Source organism: Gammaproteobacteria bacterium, assembly GCA_033720895.1.
GTDB lineage: Bacteria > Pseudomonadota > Gammaproteobacteria > Natronospirales > JAJUFS01 > JAWWBS01.
Map to the genome: position 1 here is coordinate 1 of JAWWBS010000026.1, position 23,880 is coordinate 23,880.

At 62.9% G+C, this 23,880-nt stretch carries 25 protein-coding genes; 5 read left to right on the forward strand and 20 right to left on the reverse strand.

Going from position 1 to position 23,880, the window contains the following annotated elements; translation table 11 throughout:
• Nucleotides 1-114: 114 nt before the first annotated feature.
• From apaG to lptD, 6 genes are read right to left on the reverse strand one after another with little or no spacing between them, the layout of a single operon-like run.
• The gene (gene apaG / locus R3217_05490; protein MDX1454894.1) at nucleotides 115-540 is read right to left on the reverse strand and encodes a Co2+/Mg2+ efflux protein ApaG; all 426 of its coding nucleotides are present in this window, start codon (nucleotides 538-540) and stop codon (nucleotides 115-117) included.
• A 53-nt stretch (nucleotides 541-593) separates the two neighbouring features.
• Nucleotides 594-1,043 carry a universal stress protein gene (locus R3217_05495; protein ID MDX1454895.1) on the reverse strand — a complete coding sequence of 150 codons (450 nt, stop codon included), beginning with the start codon at nucleotides 1,041-1,043 and terminating at the stop codon, nucleotides 594-596.
• A gap of 36 nt (nucleotides 1,044-1,079) precedes the next feature.
• Entirely contained in the window at nucleotides 1,080-1,865 is a 786-nt protein-coding gene (gene rsmA / locus R3217_05500; protein MDX1454896.1) for a 16S rRNA (adenine(1518)-N(6)/adenine(1519)-N(6))-dimethyltransferase RsmA, read from the reverse strand.
• Nucleotides 1,862-2,863, reverse strand: coding sequence for a 4-hydroxythreonine-4-phosphate dehydrogenase PdxA (pdxA, locus tag R3217_05505; protein ID MDX1454897.1), 1,002 nt, complete (start codon nucleotides 2,861-2,863; stop codon nucleotides 1,862-1,864). Before pdxA ends, rsmA begins: the two co-directional genes overlap by 4 nt.
• A gap of 27 nt (nucleotides 2,864-2,890) precedes the next feature.
• Nucleotides 2,891-4,204, reverse strand: a complete 1,314-nt coding sequence (locus tag R3217_05510; GenBank protein MDX1454898.1) for a peptidylprolyl isomerase — start codon at nucleotides 4,202-4,204, stop codon at nucleotides 2,891-2,893.
• Complete coding sequence (gene lptD, locus R3217_05515; GenBank protein MDX1454899.1) at nucleotides 4,201-6,531, reverse strand: LPS assembly protein LptD; 2,331 nt, start codon at nucleotides 6,529-6,531, stop codon at nucleotides 4,201-4,203. Before lptD ends, R3217_05510 begins: the two co-directional genes overlap by 4 nt.
• Nucleotides 6,532-6,710: 179 nt before the next feature.
• Between lptD and R3217_05520 the strand changes: the two genes are divergently transcribed.
• Both R3217_05520 and R3217_05525 read left to right on the forward strand, forming a co-directional pair.
• Complete coding sequence (locus R3217_05520; protein MDX1454900.1) at nucleotides 6,711-7,697, forward strand: phosphotransferase; 987 nt, start codon at nucleotides 6,711-6,713, stop codon at nucleotides 7,695-7,697.
• Nucleotides 7,694-8,356 carry a nucleotidyltransferase family protein gene (locus R3217_05525; GenBank protein MDX1454901.1) on the forward strand — a complete coding sequence of 221 codons (663 nt, stop codon included), beginning with the start codon at nucleotides 7,694-7,696 and terminating at the stop codon, nucleotides 8,354-8,356. Before R3217_05520 ends, R3217_05525 begins: the two co-directional genes overlap by 4 nt.
• Nucleotides 8,357-8,359: 3 nt before the next feature.
• Here R3217_05525 and R3217_05530 read toward each other — a convergent pair whose 3' ends face one another.
• From R3217_05530 to R3217_05595, 14 genes are all read right to left on the reverse strand, one after another.
• A complete protein-coding gene (locus tag R3217_05530) occupies nucleotides 8,360-8,893 on the reverse strand; it encodes a GNAT family N-acetyltransferase (protein ID MDX1454902.1) in 534 nt (177 codons plus the stop codon).
• A 74-nt stretch (nucleotides 8,894-8,967) separates the two neighbouring features.
• Entirely contained in the window at nucleotides 8,968-9,189 is a 222-nt protein-coding gene (locus R3217_05535; protein MDX1454903.1) for a helix-turn-helix transcriptional regulator, read from the reverse strand.
• Between the two features lie 175 nt (nucleotides 9,190-9,364).
• Entirely contained in the window at nucleotides 9,365-10,300 is a 936-nt protein-coding gene (gene lipA, locus R3217_05540) for a lipoyl synthase (GenBank protein MDX1454904.1), read from the reverse strand.
• A gap of 136 nt (nucleotides 10,301-10,436) precedes the next feature.
• Nucleotides 10,437-11,066, reverse strand: coding sequence for a lipoyl(octanoyl) transferase LipB (lipB, locus tag R3217_05545; GenBank protein ID MDX1454905.1), 630 nt, complete (start codon nucleotides 11,064-11,066; stop codon nucleotides 10,437-10,439).
• Entirely contained in the window at nucleotides 11,063-11,335 is a 273-nt protein-coding gene (locus R3217_05550; protein ID MDX1454906.1) for a DUF493 domain-containing protein, read from the reverse strand. The genes lipB and R3217_05550 overlap by 4 nt, the downstream gene beginning before the upstream one ends.
• 33 nt (nucleotides 11,336-11,368) lie before the next feature.
• The gene (locus R3217_05555) at nucleotides 11,369-12,229 is read right to left on the reverse strand and encodes an aminotransferase class IV (GenBank protein MDX1454907.1); all 861 of its coding nucleotides are present in this window, start codon (nucleotides 12,227-12,229) and stop codon (nucleotides 11,369-11,371) included.
• 6 nt (nucleotides 12,230-12,235) lie between these two features.
• The gene (locus tag R3217_05560) at nucleotides 12,236-13,390 is read right to left on the reverse strand and encodes a D-alanyl-D-alanine carboxypeptidase family protein (GenBank protein ID MDX1454908.1); all 1,155 of its coding nucleotides are present in this window, start codon (nucleotides 13,388-13,390) and stop codon (nucleotides 12,236-12,238) included.
• A 126-nt stretch (nucleotides 13,391-13,516) separates the two neighbouring features.
• On the reverse strand, nucleotides 13,517-14,401 hold the full coding sequence (locus R3217_05565) for a septal ring lytic transglycosylase RlpA family protein (protein MDX1454909.1): 885 nt from the start codon (nucleotides 14,399-14,401) through the stop codon (nucleotides 13,517-13,519).
• Nucleotides 14,401-15,423: a lytic murein transglycosylase B gene (gene mltB, locus R3217_05570; GenBank protein ID MDX1454910.1), complete on the reverse strand. Its 1,023-nt coding sequence runs from the start codon at nucleotides 15,421-15,423 to the stop codon at nucleotides 14,401-14,403. Before mltB ends, R3217_05565 begins: the two co-directional genes overlap by 1 nt.
• Before the next feature lie 8 nt (nucleotides 15,424-15,431).
• Entirely contained in the window at nucleotides 15,432-16,565 is a 1,134-nt protein-coding gene (rodA, locus tag R3217_05575; GenBank protein MDX1454911.1) for a rod shape-determining protein RodA, read from the reverse strand.
• Complete coding sequence (gene mrdA / locus R3217_05580; GenBank protein MDX1454912.1) at nucleotides 16,562-18,421, reverse strand: penicillin-binding protein 2; 1,860 nt, start codon at nucleotides 18,419-18,421, stop codon at nucleotides 16,562-16,564. The genes rodA and mrdA overlap by 4 nt, the downstream gene beginning before the upstream one ends.
• Before the next feature lie 15 nt (nucleotides 18,422-18,436).
• Nucleotides 18,437-18,925 carry a rod shape-determining protein MreD gene (mreD, locus tag R3217_05585; protein MDX1454913.1) on the reverse strand — a complete coding sequence of 163 codons (489 nt, stop codon included), beginning with the start codon at nucleotides 18,923-18,925 and terminating at the stop codon, nucleotides 18,437-18,439.
• Complete coding sequence (mreC, locus tag R3217_05590) at nucleotides 18,922-19,821, reverse strand: rod shape-determining protein MreC (protein MDX1454914.1); 900 nt, start codon at nucleotides 19,819-19,821, stop codon at nucleotides 18,922-18,924. Before mreC ends, mreD begins: the two co-directional genes overlap by 4 nt.
• Nucleotides 19,822-19,885: 64 nt before the next feature.
• Complete coding sequence (locus R3217_05595) at nucleotides 19,886-20,929, reverse strand: rod shape-determining protein (GenBank protein MDX1454915.1); 1,044 nt, start codon at nucleotides 20,927-20,929, stop codon at nucleotides 19,886-19,888.
• Nucleotides 20,930-21,138: 209 nt separating this feature from the next.
• Here R3217_05595 and gatC point away from each other — a divergent pair, with 209 nt between their 5' ends.
• The 3 genes from gatC to gatB all read left to right on the forward strand — a co-directional run.
• Nucleotides 21,139-21,426 carry an Asp-tRNA(Asn)/Glu-tRNA(Gln) amidotransferase subunit GatC gene (gatC, locus tag R3217_05600; protein ID MDX1454916.1) on the forward strand — a complete coding sequence of 96 codons (288 nt, stop codon included), beginning with the start codon at nucleotides 21,139-21,141 and terminating at the stop codon, nucleotides 21,424-21,426.
• Between the two features lie 76 nt (nucleotides 21,427-21,502).
• The gene (gatA, locus tag R3217_05605; protein MDX1454917.1) at nucleotides 21,503-22,957 is read left to right on the forward strand and encodes an Asp-tRNA(Asn)/Glu-tRNA(Gln) amidotransferase subunit GatA; all 1,455 of its coding nucleotides are present in this window, start codon (nucleotides 21,503-21,505) and stop codon (nucleotides 22,955-22,957) included.
• Between the two features lie 26 nt (nucleotides 22,958-22,983).
• Nucleotides 22,984-23,880, forward strand: an 897-nt coding sequence (gene gatB, locus R3217_05610) for an Asp-tRNA(Asn)/Glu-tRNA(Gln) amidotransferase subunit GatB (GenBank protein MDX1454918.1), incomplete at its 3' end; no start/stop codon positions are given.

Consider the following 23,880-nt stretch of genomic DNA (forward strand, 5'->3'; position numbering starts at 1 on the left):
AATCGATCTTTTCGAGCAGCGCCTTGAGCGCATCGAGGCAGCCCTGCACATCGCCGATTGCCCAGGTATTGCGGCGTGGTCGATGAGCTGGCGTGCCGGATGCCGTCGTGCTCATCAGTTCAGGACGCCCGGGCAGGCCAGTGTGAAGGGCTGGATGATGGCTTTGAATTCGCTGCCGTCATCGGCGCGCATGCAGTAATGGCCCTGCATGCTGCCGACCGGCGTTTCCAGCATGGCACCGCTGGAGTAGCGAAAGGCCTCGCCGGGCTTGATGAGCGGCTGCTCGCCAACCACACCGGGACCTTCGACCTCCTGCACCTTGCCATTGGCATCGGTAATCTCCCAGCGTCGCGAAACGAGCTGGGCGTTCAAGCGGCCCTGGTTTTCGATGGTGATGGTGTAGCTGAAGACGTACTGCTTGTCGGCCGGCTCGGATTGCACGGCCAGGTAACTGGTTTCTACCAGCACCTCGATGGCGTGTTCGCCATCGGCAAGCGTGGTCAGGCTGCGGTTGTCATTGTCGGTGGAATTCGAAGTCATGGCGGCATTGTACGCGATGCCGTGACCTGCCACAGGCGCAAGCAGGTCCGGCTTCAGCTGCGCCCCAGCCTCACAGCCAGCACGTCGCAAGGGGCGGCTGACAGGACGGACTTTTCGGTCGAGCCCAGCAACAGGGCGAAGCCGTGTCGCTCGTGACTGCCCAGTACGATCAGGTCGGCCTCGATTTCCTCGGCGAGCCGGTTCACCTCTGCCTTGATGTTCCCCAGCAGCACGTGACGGCGGCAATCCGGCAGGTCCAGCTTGCCGGCCAGCGTGTCCAGCCGTTCGCGGGCAGCGTTGGTCAGGTCCGCTTCCATGTTGACCGGGGGCGGCATCATCGCTTCGCCGGCAGGATCGACCGGCAGGTACTCGACCACGTGCAGCAAGTGCAGCCGGGCCTCCGTTGCTCCAGCCAGCTGGCGGCCAACGGCCATGCCCTTGCGGGCGACGGCTTCGCTGTCCTCGGTGAGGTCGACGGCAATGAGAATGTTCTGATAGGACATGGCGCACTCATGCTTCGGGCCTGTCCCGAGTATAAGTCAGTCTGCGGCGGCAATCGCAAGCCGGCCGAATGCGGCTGGCGAAAGGGTCTCCGGGCGCGCCTGCGGATCCACTTCACAGGCCTCGATCTGCTCGGCGGTCAGCATGCCCTTCATGGTGTTGCGCAGCGTCTTGCGGCGTTGCGAGAAGGCCTGCGTTACCAGCCTCGCGAACAGGGCGCGGTCCGGCAGCGGGAAAGCGGGTGCCGTGCGCACGGTCAGTCGCACGATGGCGGAATCGACCTTCGGTGGCGGATTGAAAGCACCGGGCCGGATGATGAACAGGGATTCGATGTCGCAGTCGGCCGCCAGCATCACGCTGAGCCGGCCGTAGGTCTTGCTGCCCGGTGGTGCAGCCATGCGATCCACCACTTCCTTCTGCAACATGAAATGCATGTCGCTGACGACGTCGCGGTATTTCAGGAAATGGAACAGCAAGGGCGTCGAAACGTTGTATGGCAGGTTGCCGACCAGTCGCAGCGGCGAACCGATATCTGCGGCCAGCTGGCCGAAATCGAATTTCAGGGCATCCGACTGGTGAATGACGAGTTCGCCCAGCGAATTGCAGCGTTCCTCAAGGTGCGGAATGACATCGCGATCCAGCTCCACGGCATGCAGCTTGCCTGCCTGTTTCAGCAACGGTTCCGTGAGAGCGCCGAGGCCAGGACCGATTTCGACCAGGCGGTCATCTTCCTGCGGGCCGATGACGCCGACAATGCGGTCGATCACGTTGCGATCATGCAGGAAATGCTGACCGAAGCGCTTGCGCGGGCGGTGGGTGTTCACGAGGGATCCATGCCGTGGCAACGGGCATGCATGTCGGCAGCCATGTCCAGCGCGGCGTCCAGGCTGCCAGTGTCGACGTCGCCGGTACCGGCCAGTTCCAGTGCGGTGCCGTGATCGACCGAGGTGCGAATGATCGGCAGCCCCAGCGTCACATTGACGGCGCTGCCGAAACCGGCATGCTTCAGTACGGGCAAACCCTGGTCGTGGTACATCGCCAGCACCGCATCGGTACTGGCCAGCACGCGCGGCGTGAATGCCGTGTCGGCTGGCAGCGGCCCGAGCAGGTTCATGCCCTCGGCGCGCAGGCTGTCGATCACCGGCGAGATGATGCTGATCTCTTCGCCACCGAGATGTCCGCCTTCGCCGGCGTGCGGGTTCAGGCCCAGCACCACGATTTTCGGCGAGGGCAGGGCGAACTTCTGCCGGAGATCGGCGTCGAGAATGCCAAGCGTGGTACGCAGGTCATCGCGGTTGATGGCATCGGCAACCTGTCGCAGTGGCAGGTGCGTGGTGGCCAGCGCGACCCTGAGGTTGCCGGCGGCCAGCATCATGACCACGCGCTGCACGTTGCAGCATTCGGCCAGGTACTCGGTGTGCCCGCTGAACGGAATGCCGGCATCGTTGATGATGCCCTTGTGCAGGGGGGCGGTAACCATGCCGGCGAACCGACCTTGCAGGCATCCCTCGATGGCGGCATCGAGGGTGGCCAGGATGTAGGGCGCATTGGCGGGATCGAGCTGTCCCGGGCGGACGCGGCTGGCCAGCCGAACGGGCGTGACATGCAGTTCGCCCGCAGCACCGGTCGGTGCCTGCGAACCGGCCTTGATGCTGACCTCGATACCCAGTGTTGCCGCCCTGGAGGCAAGCAGGTCGGGGTCGGCAACAACCGTCACGGGACGGCCGAATCCCCGGGCCGCGAGCATGACGCACAGGTCAGGCCCGATGCCTGCCGGCTCTCCGGCAGTCAGCGCCAGTGGCTGTTCGGGGTGCGCGCTCATGATCCGTTGCCAGCCCTGACGCCTGGTTCAGTCCAGGCGCTTCTCGATGAACGTTTCATCGCGCTGCTGCTGCAGCCAGATCGGGAACTGGGCTTCCGCCTTCCGGGCGATGATCGCCTGGTAGGCGCGATTGCGCTGCACGCGATCCGTGAAGTCGGTTTCGCGACGATCGATCAACTGTGCGATGTGGATGCCGAACTGGGTCTCGAAGGGATCCGATATTTCACCCGGCTTCAGTGCGTCCAGCGTGTCCTGGAATTCCTGTGCAAAGGTACCCGGCGGGTTCCATCCGAGGTTGCCACCCTGCGGTGCGCTGCCCGGGTCATCCGAGTACTCGCGTGCGAGCTCCTCGAAATCCTCGCCGGCTTCGACACGCTTTTTCAGCTCGCGGAGCTGCTTGATGGCCTGCTCCTTGGTCAGGATGGCCGAGGGCTTCAGCAGGATGTGGCGGGAGTTGGTCTCGGTAGCCAGCACGCGATCCGGTCGCTTGGCGTCCACCAGGGTTACGAGGTGATAGCCACTGCCGCTGCGAATCGGTTCGGATACGTCACCGACTTCCATTTCCAGCACGATTTCCGAGAAGAGGCTCGGGATGTCGGCCGGCGTGCGCCAGCCGAGGTCGCCGCCCTCCAGGGCCTGCTGGCCATCGGAGTAGGAAATGGCAGCGTTGTCGAAGCTGATCTTGCCGCTGGTGATTTCGTCGCGGATGCCCTTGATCTTGCGCAACACCGATTCCGCCTCGTAAGGCGAAGCCTGGCTTGGCATGGCCAGCAGGATGTGAGCGATGCGGAACTGCTGGTCACCGCCCTCGGTTGCTGCCCGGCGCATGTATTCATCGAGCTCCTGCGGCAGCACGTTGATCCGGCTGTCGACAGCGGCTTCCTTGACCTGGCTGAGCAGCATGTCCTCGCGCACCTGCTGCCGGAACGTCGCGTAATCGACACCCTCCGCAGCCAGCACGCGGGGCAGCTCTTCAAGGCTGACTTCATTGCGCTGTGCGATGGTATTGATGGCCTGGTTGAGCTGGTCGTCGGAGATCTGCAGACCGACTTGCTCGGCCCATTGCACCTGCAGCTCCTGGTCGATCAGCCGTTCCAGTACCTGTTGTTCGAAAATGTCCCGTGGCGGTACCTGCGCGCCTCGTTGCTGCAGGTTGCGACGCAACTGCTCCATCTTGAATTCGAGGTCGCTGCGCAGGATCACGTCCTCGCCGACCACTGCGACAATGCCGTCGACCAGCACGCCTCGCGTGGCATTCGGATCCTCGGGCGCTGCCAGGGCGTGGCCCATCGGCAGTGCGAGCAGGAGCAGGAGTGCGGCTTTGCTTGCTGCGTGTTTCATTCTTCTTCACCGTAAGCTTCAAAATCATTGCCAAGGATGTCGCTGACGCCGCGACCGACGTTGGCGAGACCCTTGAATTCAAGTTGCAACCACAGGCTGGAGTCGACCTCGCCGCTGCGATTGCGGATGTAGCGGCGCTGGAACGTGCGAAACGCCCAGCAGCAGGATTCATATTCGAGTCCTGCCATTGTCTCGATACTGCGCTCCTCCGGCAGGGAGTAACTCGCCTTGCCGAAGAAGGTCCAGCGATTTCCCAGGGGCGCCAGCAGGGCAAGGCTGGCCTGCTCGAAGGACTCGTCCGGCAGGCTGACCGGGGCCCGGTCGCGACGGAACGAGTAGGAAAAATGGAGCTCGGTCCTGGCGCTCGGCACCCAGGAGAACCGGCTGGTCACGATGCCGATCCGATCCGGCCCGGGATCAATGCTGGCGTCGAGGCGGATATTCAGTGCTTCGGATGGCGCATAGTGTACCGCAGCGAACACGTCAGATTCAGTGGAGGTTGCGATCGGTTCGCCGAACACCAGCGTGACCTGGCGATCCTCGTAATAGTGGGCCCGCGCGACATCGAGTTGCAGCCAGGTGTGGCCGCTGCTGGCGTCGATGAAGCGGCTGGTTAGGCCCGCAGTGACCTGCTCGGTGTCCCCCAGTCGGTCGATGCCGACATAGCGATTCGGACGAAACAGTTGCTCCAGGGTAGGCGTGGCCTCGCGCGTGTCGAACAGCGGGATGAAGTCCTGGTTTTCGTAGGGCACGTCAAGGTAGTAGAGCCTGGGCTCCAGCGTCTGGCGTGAGCGTGCCATTTCGCGCTCCAGCACCACACCGAGATCCAGCTCCTTGACGACGATCGAGCGGTCGATTTCCCGCGTGCTGCCATCGGTCGCCTGGAGGTCGTACTCCGTGTCCCACAAGCTGACTTTCGGGCGGGCGATGATGCCGCTGTTGCCAAGATCCAGCGCCAGCGCGGGTTGCAGGTGTCGCCGGTCGCCATCGATCTTGAATGGCTGCTCGAAGCGGGTCGCATCCAGCAGCAGCTCCGGTTCGATCATCCCGGCGATGGCCAGGGGTGCGTAATACGCTTCCAGCGAGGGTTTTTCTTCGTAGGGCCCCGTGGCATCCAGCGCTTCCGGATCCACCTTTTCGAACTGGCGAGTCGACAGCCGCACGGAATAATCGACGCCGGCGTTGGCAACGTATGCCCGTTGCACCAGGTAGGAGACCTCCGTGGCGCGTCCCGAATCCGACATGTCTTCAAGGTAGCTGGGATCGGAAATGAGGTTGTAATTGATGCCGGCATTCCAGCCGCCACCGAAACGCGCCCGGTGGTCGAATGCGCCGCGGTATCGTGTCGTGTCGGTGACCTGGTCCTCGATGCGCTCGTATTCGACCTTGCCCTCGCCGAACACCGACAGGTAGCGCAGCTCCGTATCCAGCAGGGTGCCGCGCTTGCTCATGAAGTAGGGCGCAATCGTCGCATCGAGCTGCGGTGCGATATTGAGGTAATAGGGCACGCGCAGGAAGGTGCCGCGCGTGCTGGAATTGCCGATTTCCGGGAACAGGAAACCGCTCTTGCGTTCGTCATTGATCGGAAAACTCAGCCACGGAACGTAGAAGAACGGTACGTCCATGAATGACAGGCGCATGTGTTTCGCCACGCCAATGCCTTCTTCCTGGTCGAGCTCCAGCGAAGCGGCATGCAGGTACCAGTCATCGTTGCCGACCGGGCAGGTGGTGAAGGCGATGCCCGACAGCGTGAGTTGCTCGCGAGAAAGAATGGCAACAGTGTCGGCGCGGCCGCGAGCATTGCGCGGGAACAGGTAGAAGTCCGCGTCCTGGAGCGTGCCGCGCTCTTCGAGGGTATCGAACTCCAGTCCTTCGGCATCGAAGCCGAGGTCACTGGAAAGGAAGCGCACGGGCTGGTCGGTCCGGACGACACCGCTGTCCCGGTTCACTTCCAGGCGCTCGGTACTGACCTGGCGATTGGCCTGGGTGTAAATCACGTTGCCTCGGAGTACCGAGAAACCTTCTGTGACCAGCTGGCCCTCGTCGGCATCGACAATGATGGGCGCATCGGGATTCTCGGGGGTATCGAGTATTGCCTGTTGCTCCGGAGACAGCGACAGCACGGACGGACAGGACAGCTCGGCCTGGCGCTGCATGTCCTGGGATTGCGCGGCGGCCGTGGGGCTGGAGCCGATGGCCAGCAGCGCTACCAGCAGCAGCAGGCTGGCGGGCCTGGAGCCAGGCCGCGGCAACGCCATGCCGCGCAGGCCCGGGTCATGGGCACTGCCCGAAGGGCCGGGTTGCGGGCTGGCGGCGATTCTCGACATGACGCGCATTCTATCAGCCAGACCCCGGTGTGGCAGCCGAAAAGCCCGTTTCCATTGGCTTTCCATGGTCTGTCGCCGACCACCTGCATGACGATGCCGCACAGACCCGTTACCATCCGGAAACGACTGGCCGGCATTGCGCCCGGCCCATGCTGGCCGGCGACAGGGAGCGAACGGGGATGGATGAGCGCCAACAACAGTTGGTCGAGTGGGCTGCCGGAGCCCTGGGGATTGATGACTGGGTGATCAGCACCGTGTCCGCGGATGCCAGTTTTCGCCGTTATTTCCGGGGGCAAAAGGGCGCAAGCAGCTGGATTCTGGTTGATGCGCCGCCGGACCGGGAAGACAGCGACGCCTTTTGTGCGATCGCCGCACGACTGGCGAATGCCGGCCTGGTGGTTCCCGAGGTGCTGGCGCGTGATGCCGGGCGGGGATTCCTGGTGCTGAGCGATCTCGGCGACCGGGTATTGCTGCAAGCGCTGCAAGCCGGTCCTTCCGAGACACAGGTCGAACAGCATGTCGGCCAGGCACTGGCGGCGCTGGTTACCCTGCAATCCAAGGCCGACGCCAGCGGTTTGCCGCCCTATGACGAGCGCTTGCTGCGCCAGGAACTCGCCTTGTTCCCGGACTGGTATCTCGCCAGGGAACGGGGACAATCTTTCTCGACCGCCGAACAGGCCGACTGGGAGGCTGCCTGCGACTGCCTGGTTGCCAGCGCACTGGAGCAGCCCCGGGTGTTCGTGCATCGCGACTTCATGCCGCGTAACCTGATGGTTACCGACCGAGGGCCGGGAATCATCGATTTCCAGGATGCCGTGCGCGGCCCGGTGACCTACGACCTCGTCTCCCTGTTCCGGGATGCGTTCATTTCCTGGCCGGAATCCCGTATCGAATCCTGGTGTGCTGCTTACCGCGAGCAGGCCGAGGCGGCTGGGATTGCGCTGCCGGCTGACCTGCAGCAGAGCATGGACCTGATGGGCATGCAGCGTCACCTGAAAGTCATCGGCATTTTCTCACGACTCAAGCACCGCGACGGCAAGCCACATTACCTGCCGGAGCTGCCACGGTTTTTCGATTACCTGCACGCAGCCTTGCAACGGCAGGGGCATGTCGTTGCCTTGCAAGGGCTCGCTGGCCTGCTTGAGAAATACCGGAGTGCAGCATGAAGGCGATGTTGCTGGCCGCAGGACGGGGCGAGCGCATGCGACCGCTGACGGACGAGTGCCCGAAGCCCTTGCTGGAACTTCGCGGCAAACCGCTGCTGGCCTGGCATCTTGAAGCGCTGGCCGCCGCCGGCATCGAGCAGTGCGTCATCAACGTGGCGTGGCTGGGAGAGCAGATCGAGGCGGCGATCGGTGACGGATCCGACTTCGGGCTCCAGGTGCGGTATTCGCGGGAACCGGAGGGTGCGCTGGAGACCGCTGGCGGGATAGTCCGGGCCCTGCCGATGCTGGGTGACGATTTCATCGTGATGAACGGCGACGTCTGGACGGACTACTCCATTGCAAACCTGCTGTCGCATCCCATGGGCGAGGCGCTGGCGCATCTCGTGCTGGTGCCGAATCCTTCGCATCACCCCGCAGGCGATTTCGGCCTGGGGAGCGATGGACGCGTGCTGCTGGATGCCGCGACACGCCATACCTACTCGGGACTGGCGCGTTTCAAGGCCGGTTTCTTTGCCGGCCAGTTGCCAGGACGAGCAGCGCTGGCACCCTTGTTGCGCGAGCGCGCAGCCGCCGGCCAGGTCAGTGGCGAGCTGCATGCCGGCGAGTGGAGTGACGTCGGCACGCCCGAGCGCCTGGCGAGCCTCAACGCGGACGATTGAAGATCAGGGACGCACGCGCCGCATGCGCGTGCCTTTCATGATGGCACCGCTCTCGAGATGCAGGCTCTGCAGGCAAAGCGTTTCGAAACCGAAGCGGGCATAGAGCGGTTCCGCATCGAACGACGCGAACAGTTCGGTAACGGCGATTCCCTGTCTGTCGATATCCGCCAGGATGTGTTCCAGCAGCATTGAACCGATGCCCTGGCCAGCGCGTTGCGGATTGACGAACATGGCGCGCAGCGCTGCCATGTATTCCGGCTGGCCGATATCCTCATCCGCAGGCCCCAGCCAGTCGCGGTTCCAGCCACCACCACCGACGATGACACCCTGGTCGTCGGCCGCGACGAAATAGCGACCTTCGACCAGCAATGACTCATGCAGGGTCCATGCACCGGTGGCGATGGCTTCCTCGATGTCCTGTGGTCGGTAGCGAGGCGTGGCCAGCTGTCGCAGCGCGGCATGCGTTATGGCCAGCATGGCGGGGAAGTCGCTGGCAGTGGCTCGGCGGAGTCGAAATGCGGCCTGCTTCTGGGTCATGGGCATGGGTTCGCGAACTCGGATCGGGTGATGATAACCGCTGCAGGCGGTGCGTGGTCACGCCAGCTCGTTGCTCAGTGCTTGCCGCCACCGAATATGAACAACTCGTGCACCGCGACATCCAGGACGTCGGCCAGCCGCTCGATCTGGCTGAAGCGAGTGCCGTGCCGGCCGCATTCGATATTGCTCAGGGTTTTTACGTCCATTCCGACCAGCCTGGCCAGTTCGCGCTGCGCCAGCCCCTGGCTCTGGCGAATCTGCCGCAGGCGGCGGCCGAAATGACGTTGTAGCGGCATGGTGCTGTCCCTTACCTGGCCTCCTGGTTCAAAGTTTAGGATTTGTGTACCTAAATTTACACATTTTTCGTTTTCCCCCAGGATCTTGAGCACACGTGCACATGATTCACGGTCAGACACAGGATCGAAAAAAACCGGCCTGCGGCCGGTTTCTTCGGAGGTTTCATGGTGTTGCTCAGCTGGCCGTCTTCTCGGGCTCGAACAGGTCGTCGGCCTGCAGGTCGGCATGGTAGGAAGAGCGGACCATCGGCCCCGACGCCACGTGTTTGAAGCCCATTTCGTAGCCGCGACGCTCGATTTCCTTGAACTCGTCCGGATGCACGAAGCGCACCACCGGGTGATGGAAGCGGCTCGGCTGCAGGTACTGGCCGACGGTGAGCATGTCCACGTCGTGGTTGCGCAGGTCCTGCATGACCTCGAAGATCTCGTCCATCTCTTCACCGAGGCCGACCATGATGCCGGACTTGGTGATCACCTCGGGATGTGCCGCCTTGAAGCGCTTCAACAGGTCCAGCGAGTGCTGGTAATCCGAACCCGGGCGCACTTCGCGGTACAGCCGCTTGACCGTCTCCAGGTTGTGGTTGAAGACATCGGGCGGAGCCTTGTCCATGATCTCGATGGCGATGTCCATGCGGCCGCGGAAGTCGGGCACCAGTACCTCGATGCGGGTATCCGGCGTGCGGGCACGAGTGGCCGAGATGCAATCCACGAAATGCTGGGCGCCGCCATCCTTCAGGTCGTCGCGGTCCACCGAGGTGACGACCACGTACTTCAGGCCCATGGCCTCGATGGTTTCTGCCAGGTGTTTCGGCTCTTCCGGGTCCAGCGCATTCGGGCGACCGTGCGCCACGTCGCAGAAGGTGCAACGGCGCGTGCAGATGTCACCCATGATCATGAAGGTGGCCGTGCCCTTGCCGAAGCATTCGCCGATGTTCGGGCAGGCGGCTTCCTCGCAGACCGTGACCAGCTTCTGGTCGCGCAGCACCTTCTTCAGGCGTGCGACCTCCGGCGTGGCCGGCGACTTGGCACGGATCCACTCCGGCTTGCGCTGGCGCGTGGTGGTGGGTTCGATCTTTACCGGGATGCGCGCCATCTTTTCCTGCGCGGTCATCTTGCGGCCCTGCTCGACCTTCTGCGGGCGAGGGCGCTGGCTCTTGGCGGTTAAATCGGTCATCTCAACCTCGGGTTGGGAAGAATGTCGGGCGATTTTCCCGGGCCGATACCATGGCTGGGGCTCGGGAAAGTGGTCAATTGTAACGCAGATGGCGTTTCAAATGGGGCTCCAGCGCCGATCGGATTGCCTGCAGATCGGCCGGACCCCCGCGATCCACGACCTGCGTCATCTGCAGTCCTTCGTAGCCGCAGGGGTTGATGCGGTCAAAGGGCTCGAGATCCATGTTCACGTTGAACGCCAGGCCATGGTAGCTGCAGCCGCGCCGCACGCGGATGCCCAGCGAGGCGATCTTGGCGCCGTCCTCGGTGTACACGCCAGGCGCATCGGGCTTCGGTGCGGCCTTGATGTCGAAATCGGCCAGGCAATCCACGACCGAACGCTCCATGGCGTCCACCAGGTCACGCACGCCCAGTTTCTGGCGCCGCAGGTTCACGAGCGGGTAGACCACCAGCTGGCCCGGGCCGTGGTAGGTGACCTGGCCACCGCGATCGATATCCAGCAGGGGAATGTCACCGGGCGCCAGCACGTGCTCGCGCTTGCCGTTCATGCCCAGGGTGAAGATCGGATCGTGCTCCAGGAACCAGATTTCGTCGGGCGTGTCGTCGTCGCGCGACTGGGTGAAGTCCTGCATGTCCTGCCAGGTGGATTCGAAATCCACCTGGCCCAGATCGCGGATGACAGGTTCGGGGATCGACTTGCTCACAGGCAGAACAGCACCAGTTCGTGATCGGTCAGCTCGCGGTAGATGTTGTCGAGATGTTCCTTGCTGTTCGCTTCGAACACCACGGTCAGCGAGATGAAGTTGCCCGAACCGGACGGCTTGCTGCTGACGCTGGCCTGGTCCATGTCATCCAGGTGTTTTTCGAAAATGCCGAGCACCACCGATTCGAATTCCTCCGACTGCCGGCCCATGACCTTGATCGGAAACTCGCAGGGAAATTCGAGCAGTTCTTCGGGTGTCTTCTCGTTCATGTGCTTTTGCCTGGGCTGTGCCTGCTGTTGATTCTACCGCGTGTCGAGCGACTCGGCCTTGTAGTCCTGGAAGGCCGCGAACAGTCGCTGCCAGAGTGCTCCCGGTCGACCGCTGCCAACGGGCTCTTCGTCGAGCAGGGTGACCGCCCTCGTTTCGCGGGTGCTGGACGCCAGCCAGATCTCGTCGGCGTCCCGCAAGTCGGTCTCGCTGATATGGGTTTCCTGCCAGTGGATTTCAAGCCGATCCAGCAATTTCAGGATGACTTGCCGCGTGATGCCACCCAGGATCGTCGGCGCCAGTGGCGGGGTAGATACCTCGCCGTTGGAAACCACGAACAGGTTGCTGGTCGAGGCCTCGATGGCCAGGCCGTCGCGCAACAGGATGGCCTCGTCGGCGCCGCGCTCGGCTGCCAGCTGGCGTGCCAGCACGTTGCCCAGCAGCGAGGTGGCCTTGATGTCGTTGCGGTGCCAGCGCAGGTCCTCGGTCGTGACCGCCGCCAGTCCGAGCGTGGGATCGACGGGCAGCAGCGGCATGCACATGCCGAACACCGTCGGGCTCACGCCGATCGGGAATCGGTGGTCACGACCTTGATCAGCGCCACGGCTGACCTGCAGGTAGACCGCCAGGTTGCCTCCGCCGTTGGCGCGGACCAGGGACTCCAGTGCAGCTTGCCAGTCAGCGGGCGAGTCATGCCGTTCGATGCGCGTGGCATCCAGCGAGCGCTGCAGGCGCTCGAGGTGTGCCGGCAGTTCGAACAGCTTGCCGTCATAGCAGGGGATGACTTCGTACACGCTGTCGCCGTAGAGAAAACCGCGATCCAGTGGCGAAATCCGCGCGTCGGCAAGTGGCAGCAACTCGCCATCCAGCAGGGCCGTTGCGAGCGCTTCCGGCACGGTTTGTTACTCGAACAGCAGCTTGACGCTGTCGACGATGACCCGGAAGAGGCTGCCTTCCGGAACCGGCGCAGCCGGTACCAGCGGCGCCGTCACGAGTTCCTCGCCATCCAGCGATATGCGGACCACGCCGACGATCTCGCCGGCGGCCAGCGGTGCCATCAGCTGGCTCTTGAGGTCCATGACGGCTTCCAGCTCGTCGTACCGGCCGCGCGGGATGGTGATGAAGATGTCCTGCTGCGGCATCAGGCCGATCGTGTCGAGCGGGCCTTTCCAGACGCGTGCTTCGGTAATCGCGTCGCCCGCTGCATAGAGCTTGTGTGTTTCGAAGAATCGAAAGCCGTAGTTCAGGAGTGCCTGGCTGGCATCGGCACGCGACTTTTCACTGCCGGTTCCCATGACGACCGAAATCAGTCGCATGTCATCCTGCACCGCGGACGCGGCGAGGCAGTAGCCGGCCGCATCGGTGTGACCGGTCTTCACGCCGTCAACCCGATCGTCGCGATACAGCAACAGGTTGCGGTTGCCCTGGGTGATTTCGTTCCAGGTGTATTCGCGCTGCGAGTACCAGCGGTAATACTCGGGAAATTCAGCAATCATGGCGCGAACCAGGATGGCAATGTCGCGTGCCGTGACCAGGTGGCCATCGGAAGGCAGGCCGGTGGCATTACGGAAATTCGAGTTGCTCATGCCAAGCTGCGCCGCGTACTGGTTCATCAGGTCGGCAAAGCTGTCTTCACTGCCGGCCACGAACTCGGCCAGCGCAATCGACGCATCATTGCCCGACTGGATGATCATGCCCTTCAGCAGGTCTTCGACCGGAATCTTCTTGTCCACTTCGATGAACATGCGCGAGCCCGGTGCGCGCCAGGCCTTCTCGCTGACCAGCACCTCGTCATCCAGCGACAGGGTGCCGCCTTCGAGCTGCTTGAACACCACGTAGGCAGTCATGATCTTGGTAATGCTGGCCGGCTCGACCTGGTTGTCCGCGTTACGCTCGACCAGCACCTTGCCGGTCTGGTGGTCGACCAGGATATGGCTGTCGCCGGCGATTTGCGGCGGTGCGGGCAGCGGCGTGCCGGCCTGCAAGGGAAGGCTGGCCAGCAGCAGGCCGGTTACGAAGGTCGAGAGCAGGCGTCGGGGCGTCAAGATGGCAGTCATTGCTACTTCCATGGGCATTCGATCGCTAGTGGCATCAGCCAGCTGGCTGATGAGCTTGAATGCCGGGCATTTTACCCGTCTGCCTGCCCCAGCGCACCTCGCCGGCTGGCAAGGGCCGTGGAAAACTCATGGAGTTCCGGGTGTGGCGGCTTCTTCGTGAATGTGAAATTCGGTGATGCCGGCGGCGGCCAGCAACATGGCGTTTTCGTTGGCCAGCGCCTCGCTGGCATACGGCCCCAGGCGGACGCGGTACAGCGAGGCGCCGGTGTCGGTACCGATCTGCACGGGCCTCAGCCCGGCGGCTTCCAGTTCGCCCTTGTAGGCCAGGGCGTTGTCGGCACTGCCAAAAGCGGCCAGCTGGATGTACCAGTCGCTGCCCTCATGGCCGATGGTCGGCGGAGGCAGGGGCGTGTTCACAGCGGTGACCGTCTCGGCGGCCGGTGCCTGCACGGCCGGAGCGGCATCGCTCTCGCCGGGGTGCAGGGCGCGAATGCGGACCTCGGCCGTGCCGGTCGAGACCACGCCGAGTTTCAAGGCGGCCGCATACGACAGGTCGATGATGCGACCGTCATGGAACGGCCCGCGATCGTTGACCCGGACGATGACCTTGCGACCGTTCACCAGGTTTTCGACTTCGACATAGGTCGGCAAAGGCAGTTCCTTGTGGGCCGCCGTCATCGCATACATGTCATAGGGTTCGCCGCTTGAGGTGCGATTGCCATGGAACTTGGTGCCGTACCAGCTGGCAATGCCGCGCTGTTCGAAACCACGCGCGCTGGCATCGTCCATGACGTAGTAGGTTTCGCCAAAGACGACATAGCTTGCGGGGTTGCCGTAGCGACTGCGCGGTTCGACCCGCGGTTCGGGAATGGCCACGCTGTGGTAGTCGAACTGGCCGGCCGGTGCGGCATCGCCGCTGGCGCCCGCGACACTGGCAGAGTGGCTTGCGCAGCCAGCGGTCACACCGATCAGCAGGACCAAGACGAAGCGGAAAACACGAGCCATCTTCATCAGCGTTGCGACGCGGCCTTGTCGAGAATTGCCTGCTGGCGACGGGCTTCGATCACGCGACCGAGATCCATCACGGCCATGGCATACAAGGGCGAGCGGTTGTAGCGGGTGATGACGCGGAAATTCTCGCGACCGATCCAGTAGTGCAGGCCGTCGTCCTGTTGCAGGGCTACCAGCCGGACTTCCTCGCCGTTGTCGACAACGTCCGAGAACACCAGCCCCTGCTGGCGCAAACGGCTGGCCTTGTAGACCTTCATGCCCTGCTCCTGCAGCGGGGCAGATTCACCGGCGCCTGCCGGTACGGCAATCACGGCACCGTGTTCCCAGCCATGGCGACTGAGGTAATTCGCCACGCTGCCGATGGCATCCGGCCAGGAGTTCCACAGGTCTCGCTGGCCATCGGTATCGAAGTCCACCGCATATTGCCGGTAGGAGCTCGGCATGAACTGGCCGCCACCCATCGCGCCGGCATAGGAACCCTGCACCGACAGCGGGTCGATGTTTTCTTCGCGCACCAGTTGCATGAAATGCCGCAGCTCGCTGCGGAAGAAGGTCTGTCGCGGCGGATAGTCGAAGGCCAGGGTGGACAGCGCATCGATGACGCGCCAGCTGCCGGTGATGCGGCCGTAGTAGGTTTCCACGCCGATGATGGCGACGATGATTTCGGCATCCACGCCCAGTTCGGCTTCGGCACGTGCCAGCGTCCGGGCATGCTTGTTCCAGAAGTCGACGCCGCCACTGATGCGTTCCTCGGTCAGGAAGATCGGCCGGTACTCGGACCAGTCCTTGCCTTCCGCCGGACGGGAAATGGCATCCAGGATCTTCTGCTGGCGAAACGCCTGCTGGAAAATCGGTTCCAGTTCGGCTGCCGGGATGTCGAACTGCTCGCCGACTTCCTGCACGAAGGCATCGTAGTCCGGGTGGTCGACATAGGGCGCTTCGCCCTCGGCAGCCTGCAGCGGAGCCGGGGCAGCAAGGAGGCCGGAAAGCATCAGGATGAAGAAGAGGTATGCGCAACGCATCTGGGTGGTCACCGTGTCATGAACCTGCGATGAGAGTGAATGCTCATGAGAATACCGAAGCCAGCCATCAGGGTCACCATCGACGTACCGCCGTAACTGATCAGCGGCAGCGGCACGCCTACCACCGGCAACAGGCCGGTGACCATGCCGATATTCACGAACACGTAGACGAAAAACGTCAGCGTCAGGCTGCCGGCGAGGATGCGTTCGAAGGTCTTTTCCGCCTGGGTGGCGATGTACAGGCCACGGGCGACGATGAACAGGTAGATCAGCAAGACGGCAATGCCTCCGAGCAGGCCGAACTCTTCGCCGATCACCGCGAAGATGAAATCGGTATGGCGTTCCGGCAGGAATTCGAGCTGCGATTGCGTGCCATTCAGCCAGCCCTTGCCGAACAGGCCGCCCGAACCGATGGCTATCTTGGACTGGATGATGTGGTAGCCGCTGTTCAGGGGATCGCTTTCGGGATTCAGGAAGGTCAGGACGCGGCGCTTCTGGTAATCGTGCAGCACGAACTTCCAGGCGAGCGGTGCCATCACTGCCAGCAGCGCAAGAATCGATGCGATCCAGCGCTTGCGGATGCCGGCCAGGAAGACAGCGAAGGCGCCGGCGCTGCCGACCAGCAGGGCGGTACCGAGATCGGGTTGCTGGATGATCAGCATGACCGGCAGGACGATGATGCCGGCCAGCACGACCAGGTGCCCGAAGGTTGGCGGCAAGGGACGGTCATGAAGGTACCAGGCAACCATCATCGGCAGCGCGAGCTTCATCAGCTCGGACGGCTGGAAGCGCATGAAACCGAAATCCAGCCAGCGCTGCGCGCCTTTGCCGACATCGCCCAGCACCAGCACCATCACCAGCAGGAATATCACGCCCAGGAACGCCCAGGGTGACCAGCGGCGCAGGAAGTTCGGCGAGAACTGGGCAGCCAGCAGCATGACCAGGAAAGCCACCCCGAGACGGATGACCTGGCGGGTGACGAGCGCCGTGCTTTCGCCGCCGGCCGAGTAGAGGATCACCAGGCCCGCGCCGCACAGCAACAGCAAGCCGGCCAGCAGCGGCAGGTCGATGTTGAGCCCGCGCAGGAACCTGCTCAGCGGCGAGGCTTCCGTGGCTTCGCGAATGCCCCCGTAATCCATCATGGCGTGTACTCCGGTGGATCAGGACGCAGCAACCATTCGTCCAGGATCTTGCGAGCGACAGGGGTGGCGGAGCTGGCGCCACCACCATTCTCGACCATCACCGCGAGCGCGATGGTCGGCTCCATTGCCGGTGCAAAGGCAATGAACAGGCCATGGTCTCGCAAGCGCTCTGCCACTTCCTCGGCATCGTATTCCTCGTCCTCGGCCAGGGTATAGACCTGTGCGGTACCGGTCTTGCCGGCCGTGTCGTAGGGTGCTCCGAAGTAGGGTCCACGAGCCGTGCCGCGCGGTGGCTGCGTGACATGTTCCATCGACTTGATCACGTGTTCCCAGGCCCACTCGTTGCGGACATCGACGGCTGGCTCGGCTGGCGCCAGTTGTGAAGTGACTTCCCCGCTGGCCGGGTCGATGGTTTCACGCACCAGACGTGGCGCATGCGCTTCGCCACGCGTGGCGAGAATGCTGGTCGCGTGTGCCAGCTGCAGCGGCGTGGTCAGCATGAAGCCCTGGCCAATGCCGATATTGACGGTGTCGCCCGGAAACCAGGGCATGCGGCGTGCCCGCCGCTTCCACTCTCGCGAGGGCAGCAGGCCATCGGCTTCGCCCACCAGGTCGATGCCGGTGGCGCGTCCCAGACCGAACCAGGAGAGAAATTCGTTGATGCGGTCGATGCCAAGCTCGACCGACAGTTCGTAGAAGTAGACATCGCAGGATTCGGTAATCGCGGCATCAAGGTCGACCACGCCGTGACCCTCGCGCTTCCAGTCACGGTACGGACGCGGATTGCCTTCGAGGCGCCAGATTCCCTTGCACAGGGTCTTGTGCGTCGAAGCCACGACGCCGTAGTAGAGACCAGCAAGGCCGATCATCGGCTTGAGCGTCGAGCCGGGCGGATAGGTTCCGACCACGGCACGGTTCAGGAGCGGTCGATCGTAATTGTCGATCAGCGCTGCATAGCTCTTCCGGTCGATGCCATCGACAAACAGGTTGGGGTCGTAGGACGGCTTGGACACCATGGCCAGTACCTCGCCCGTGCGCGGGTCGACCGCTACGATGGCGCCGCGCTGGTCCCCGAGCGCGTTGAATGCCGTCTCCTGCAATTTCCAGTCGATGCTCAGGTAAAGGTCATTGCCAGGCTGCGGTGGTTCGGTCTCCAGCACGCGCAATACACGGCCCTGGGCATTTGTTTCGACCTGGCGGATGCCCGGGTAGCCGTGCAGAAGATCTTCATAGGCGCGCTCCAGCCCGACCTTGCCGATCTGCGAGGTGCCCGAGTAACGCGCCGGGTCGCGCTCTGCCAGTTCGGATTCGGTGATGTTCCCGATATAACCCAGGGCATGCGCGAGCACGTCACCCTGCGGATAGCGGCGAGTCAGTCGCGCCTGGATTTCAGCGCCGGGAAAGTCCTGGCGATTGACTGCAAACAAGGAAACCTCGTTTTCGCTGAGGTTGTAGAGCAAGGGGATGGGCTGGAAGCTGCGCTTGGTCCGGCGCAATTTGTCGAAGCGCTCCAGCTCTTCGTCACTGATGTCGAGCAGGATGCGCAGGCGGCCGAGCAGGTCATCGAGATCCCCCACCTGTTCGGGAACGATTTCCAGCTGGTAGCTCGGCACGTTTTCGGCGAGCAGCAGTCCATTGCGATCGAAGATCAGGCCGCGATTCGGTGCAATGGTCTGGATGCGCACGCGGTTGTCGTCGGACAGTGTCGCGAAATGCGATTGTCGCGTGACCTGCAGGAAATACAGCCGGGAAACGATCAGGCCGATGAGGAGCAGGACCCCGATCATCGCCATGATGGTGCGTGTGGTGAACAGTCGGACTTCGACCCATTCGTCTTTTATGCGTGCGCGCGCCATTGACGTGATTCCCGGTCAGTTGACCTGGTAGCGACGCCGCAACTCGCGCAGCATGATGAATACCCAGGGCCAGGTCAGGGCGCTGGTCATGGCAGGCAGGAATACCTGCGACAGCGGAATGCCGGTGCCGGCAATGCCACGAATCCAGTAGATCACCAGTTGTGTGACCGTGATCAGGAAGAACACGGCCAGCATCTGCTGGGCCAGCGGGAAGACACGCAGCCGCAGGTGCCAATGGCGGGTAGCCAGGGCGAGAATCATGAATGCCAGCGCGTTTTCACCAAGCAAGGCACCTTGCAGCACGTCCAGCAGCAGGCCACCGGTCCAGGCGATGCCGACGCTGACGCGCAGCGGTGTGGCCATGGCCCAGTAGATGATGATCAGGCCGAACCACAATGGCCAGAAGGGCCGGATCATTTCGGGCAACGGCCATACGCTGACCACCAGCCCGATGAACAGGCTCAGGTAGATGACATGGCGGGCGTTCGGCAGCTCGCGACTCATGCCCCGTCCTCCGCTGCCGGTTCATCCTCGCCCGCCTCGCTGGCAGCGGGTGATTCGACGGCCTGCTCGGTCACCAGCAAGACATCCCGCAAGCGATCCAGGGCGGCAACCGGGCGCGCGGTGATGCGTGCGAAGGATTCGCCGGGATCGCGAATCACCTCGTCGATCACGGCCACCGGGTAACCGCGCGGGAAACGGCCGCCAAGGCCCGAGGTGACCAGCAGGTCACCCGAAGCGATCTCGGCAGAATTCGGCAGGAAGGGCAGGTCCAGCAGGATCAGCGAACCGGTACCGAGTGCGATGGTGCGAATGCCGTTTCGATTCACTTCCACGGGAATGGCATGACCGGGATCGGTGATGAGGATTACCTCGGAGGTCAGCGGGCCAACCGAGGTGACCTGGCCGACGATGCCGCTGGCGTCCAGTACCGCGGTGCCGACGCCGACATCGCGATTGCTGCCCACATCGAGCGTGACCCTGTGCCGGAAGGGGTCGAGGTCGGACCGCAACAGCGCGGCAATCTGCACATCGGCTTCAAGTCGTGCCGAGGAATCCAGCAGGGCACGCAGCCGGGCATTTTCTTCGTGCAGCGTGGCGAGCTTCTGCAACTCGAGATTCTTGCGCAGGATTTCGCTCTTCAGCGTGCTGTTCTCTGCGAGCAGCGAGCGTCGACTTGCCAGGCTGGCATCCAGCCAGTCCCAGGCGCTCATCGGGAAATCGACGACGGCCTGAACCGGGTACACCAGCAACGAGAGCGCGCCGCGCACTTGCTTGAGGTGACCGGCCTGGCGGTCGAGGGTCATCAGTCCGATGGAGAGGATCAGCAACAGGAATGCCTTGACGCCAACGCTGGGCGCGCTGATGAACAGGCGGTTCTGTGAAGACTTCAGGGCCACTCAAACGACTCCCGCAACGGCATCAAGCCGGGGGTGTCGATTCAGGAGGACCACCCGGCAGGATTCAGTCTACGGCAAAGGGCAGGTCGCCGCCGTACTCGTCGATCAGCTCGAGTACGCGACCACCGCCACGTGCCACGCAGGTCAACGGTTCGTCGGCGATGACGACCGGCAGGCCGGTCTCTTCCATCAGCAGTCGGTCGAGGTCGCGCAGCAGGGCGCCACCACCCGTCAGGGCAATGCCACGCTCGGCCACGTCGGCACCCAGCTCTGGCGGTGTCTGTTCCAGTGCGGTCTTGACCGCACCGACGATACCGGCAAGTGGTTCCTGCAGGGCTTCGAGGATTTCGTTGGAGTTCAACACGAAGGAGCGCGGTATGCCTTCCGACAGGTTGCGACCCTTGATCTCGATTTCACGCACGTCCTGGCCGGGATAGGCCGAACCGATCTCGTGCTTGATGCGCTCGGCAGTGGCCTCGCCGATCAGCGTGCCGTAGTTGCGGCGCACGTAGGAAATGATGGCTTCGTCGAAGCGGTCGCCACCAATGCGCACCGAGGCGGCATAGACGATGCCGCTCAGCGAGATGATGGCCACTTCCGAGGTGCCGCCGCCGATATCCAGCACCATGGAGCCGCGTGCTTCGGTGACCGGCAGGCCGGCGCCAATGGCGGCTGCCATGGGCTCGTCGATCAGGTACACCTTGCGCGCACCCGCCGCTTCGGCGGAGTCGCGAATGGCCCGGCGTTCCACTTCGGTCGCGCCGTAGGGGACGCAGACCAGGACACGAGGACTCGGGCTCATGAAGCGGCTCTGTGCTGCCTTCTTGATGAACTGCTTGAGCATGTGCTCGGTGACGGTGAAGTCGGCGATCACGCCGTCCTTCATCGGCCGGATGGCGGTGATGCTGCCTGGCGTCCGGCCCAGCATGCGCTTGGCGTCCACGCCCACGGCCAGGATATGCTTGCCGCGGCCGGGCTTGTCCTCGATGGCCACGACAGAGGGCTCGTCCAGCACGATGCCCCGCCCACGGACGTAGATCAGCGTGTTGGCGGTGCCCAGGTCGATGGACACGTCATTGGAAAAAAGCCCGAGCAGATTCTTGAACATGCTTGTATTTTGCCGTGTAAATGCCGGATTTTCCGGCTGAATTAAGCTCGGTACTGTAGCAACGGGTAGGGCTTTGGGCAAGCGCCGGAATGTGATAAGTTCCGCGTTTCGCCTTTAATATCAGTGGTCTGTGCTCTTTTGCCGGGCAGTCGGGGCATCTCGACCACGGCGAGGAGCGTCAGCCCGAATCGCAACCACCGGAGATCCACATGGCCCTCAAGCCGGAAGATGTGAAGTCCATTGCGCACCTGGCGCGCCTCGACATCCGCGAGGAAGACATCCCGAACTATGCCGACAACCTGTCGCGCATTTTCGATTTCGTGCAACAACTGGAAGCCGCCGACACCGAGGGTGTCGAGCCGATGGCGCATCCCCTGCACATGTCGCAGCGCCTGCGCGAAGACGCAGTCACCGAAAAAGACAATCGCGAGCTGTACCAGCAGAATGCGCCGCAAACGGATGCGGGCCTTTACCTGGTGCCCAAGGTTATTGAATAAGCACCGGCACGATTCGGAACGACACATCATATATAGCGACACATGAAGACCGCGAAGCGGTCAACGGGAAACAGACATGTTCGACAAGACATTGGCAGAAATGTCACGCGCCCTGGAAGCGGGCGAGACCACCAGCGTAGCGTTGACGACGCTCTTCCTGGAACGCATTGAAAAGCACCAGCCGGAACTGAATGCCTTCATCACCGTGACGAAGGACGAAGCGCTGGCGCAGGCGCGTGCCGCCGACGAGGCGCGCAAGGCTGGCAAGGCCGGTCCGCTGACCGGCATTCCGATCGCCCACAAGGACATCTTCTGCACCGCTGGCGTGAAGACGACCTGCGGCTCGAAGATGCTCGACAACTTCATTTCGCCGTATGACGCGACCGTGGTCGAGCGCATGAAGGCGGCGGGTGTTGTCATGCTCGGCAAGACCAACATGGACGAGTTCGCCATGGGCTCGTCGAACGAGACCAGTTACTTCGGTCCGGTGAAAAATCCCTGGGACCTGTCGAAAGTTCCGGGCGGTTCATCGGGTGGTTCGGCTGCAGCCATGGCCGCACGCCTGTGTGCCGGCACGACCGGCACCGACACGGGTGGCTCGATCCGGCAGCCGGCGGCGCTGACCAACCTGACCGGCTTCAAGCCGACCTATGGCCGCGTGTCCCGCTACGGCATGATCGCGTTCGCATCCAGCCTTGACCAGGCCGGCACGCTGACCATCAGCGCTGAAGACGCTGCCCTTATGATGAATGCCATGGCCGGTTTCGACGAGCGGGATTCCACCAGCGTCGATACCGACGTGCCGGACTACACCGCCGATCTCGACAAGGACCTGAAGGGCCTGAAGATCGGCGTGCCTAAGGAATTCTTCGACGACGGCCTTGAAGATGCCGTGAAGCAGAAGGTCGAGGAAGCGCTGGAGGTTTACAAGAAACTGGGCGCCGAGGTGAAGGAAGTCTCGCTGCCGAACCTCGGGCTTTCCGTGCCGACCTATTACGTGGTCGCGCCGGCCGAGTGTTCCTCCAACCTGTCGCGCTTCGATGGCGTGCGCTTCGGCCATCGCGCCGAAAATCCGAAGAACCTCGAAGACCTCTACAAGCGTTCGCGAGGCGAGGGCTTCGGTGCCGAGGTGAAGCGTCGTGTCATGACCGGTACCCACGTGCTGTCGGTCGGCTACTACGATGCCTACTACCTGAAGGCGCAGAAGACCCGCCAGCTGATCGCTGCGGATTTCGAGCGTGCTTTCGAAGAAGTGGACGTGCTGATGGGGCCGACCACGCCGACTGCCGCGTTCGGTATCGGTGAAAAGGCCGACGATCCGATCACCATGTACCTGAACGACATCTACACCATCGGTGTGAACCTGGCGGGCCTGCCCGGCATGTCCATCCCGATGGGCTTCGTGAACGATCTGCCGGTCGGCCTGCAATTGATCGGCAAGCTGTTCGACGAGTCGCGCCTGTTCAACGTGGCGCACCGCTACCAGCAGGAAACCGACTGGCACCTGAAAGTGCCGGAAGCGTTTGCCTGATCGCCACCGAATCGAGGAATAGAGCAATGTCTACTGAATGGGAAGTCGTGATTGGCCTGGAGATCCATACCCAGCTCGCGACCAAGTCGAAAATCTTCTCCAGCTCCGCCACGGAATACGGCGCCATGCCGAATACCCAGGCCAATCTGGTGGATCTCGGTTACCCGGGCGTGCTGCCGGTATTGAACAAGGATGCCGTGCGCATGGCGGCCAAGTTCGGCCTGGCCATCGGTGCCGAAGTCGCCGAGCGCTCGGTGTTCGCGCGCAAGAACTACTTCTACCCCGACCTGCCGAAGGGCTACCAGATCTCCCAGTTCGAGCTGCCGATCGTCGGCAAGGGTTCAGTCGAGATCGAGCTGGAAGACGGTTCGACCAAGGTGATCGGTGTGACGCGTGCGCATCTCGAGGAAGATGCCGGCAAGTCGCTGCACGAGGATTTCCATGGCATGACCGGTGTCGACCTGAACCGTGCCGGCACGCCGCTGCTGGAAATCGTTTCCGAGCCGGACCTGCGTTCGGCCAAGGAAGCGGTCGCCTACATGAAGAAAATCCACACCCTGGTGCGTTACCTCGAGATTTCCGACGGCAACATGCAGGAAGGTTCCTTCCGTTGCGATGCCAACGTCTCGGTGCGTCCGAAGGGCCAGGAGGAATTCGGCACACGCGCCGAGATCAAGAACCTGAACTCCTTCCGCTTTGTCGAGAAGGCGATCAATTACGAGATCGAACGCCAGGTCGAGCTGATCGAGGACGGCGGCGAAGTCGTGCAGGAAACCCGGCTCTACAACGTCGAGTCGGGCGAAACTCGCTCCATGCGTTCCAAGGAAGAAGCCAACGATTACCGCTACTTCCCGGATCCGGACCTGCTGCCGCTGGAAGTTACGCAGGAATTCCTGGAGGGCGTGAAGCAGACCCTGCCGGAA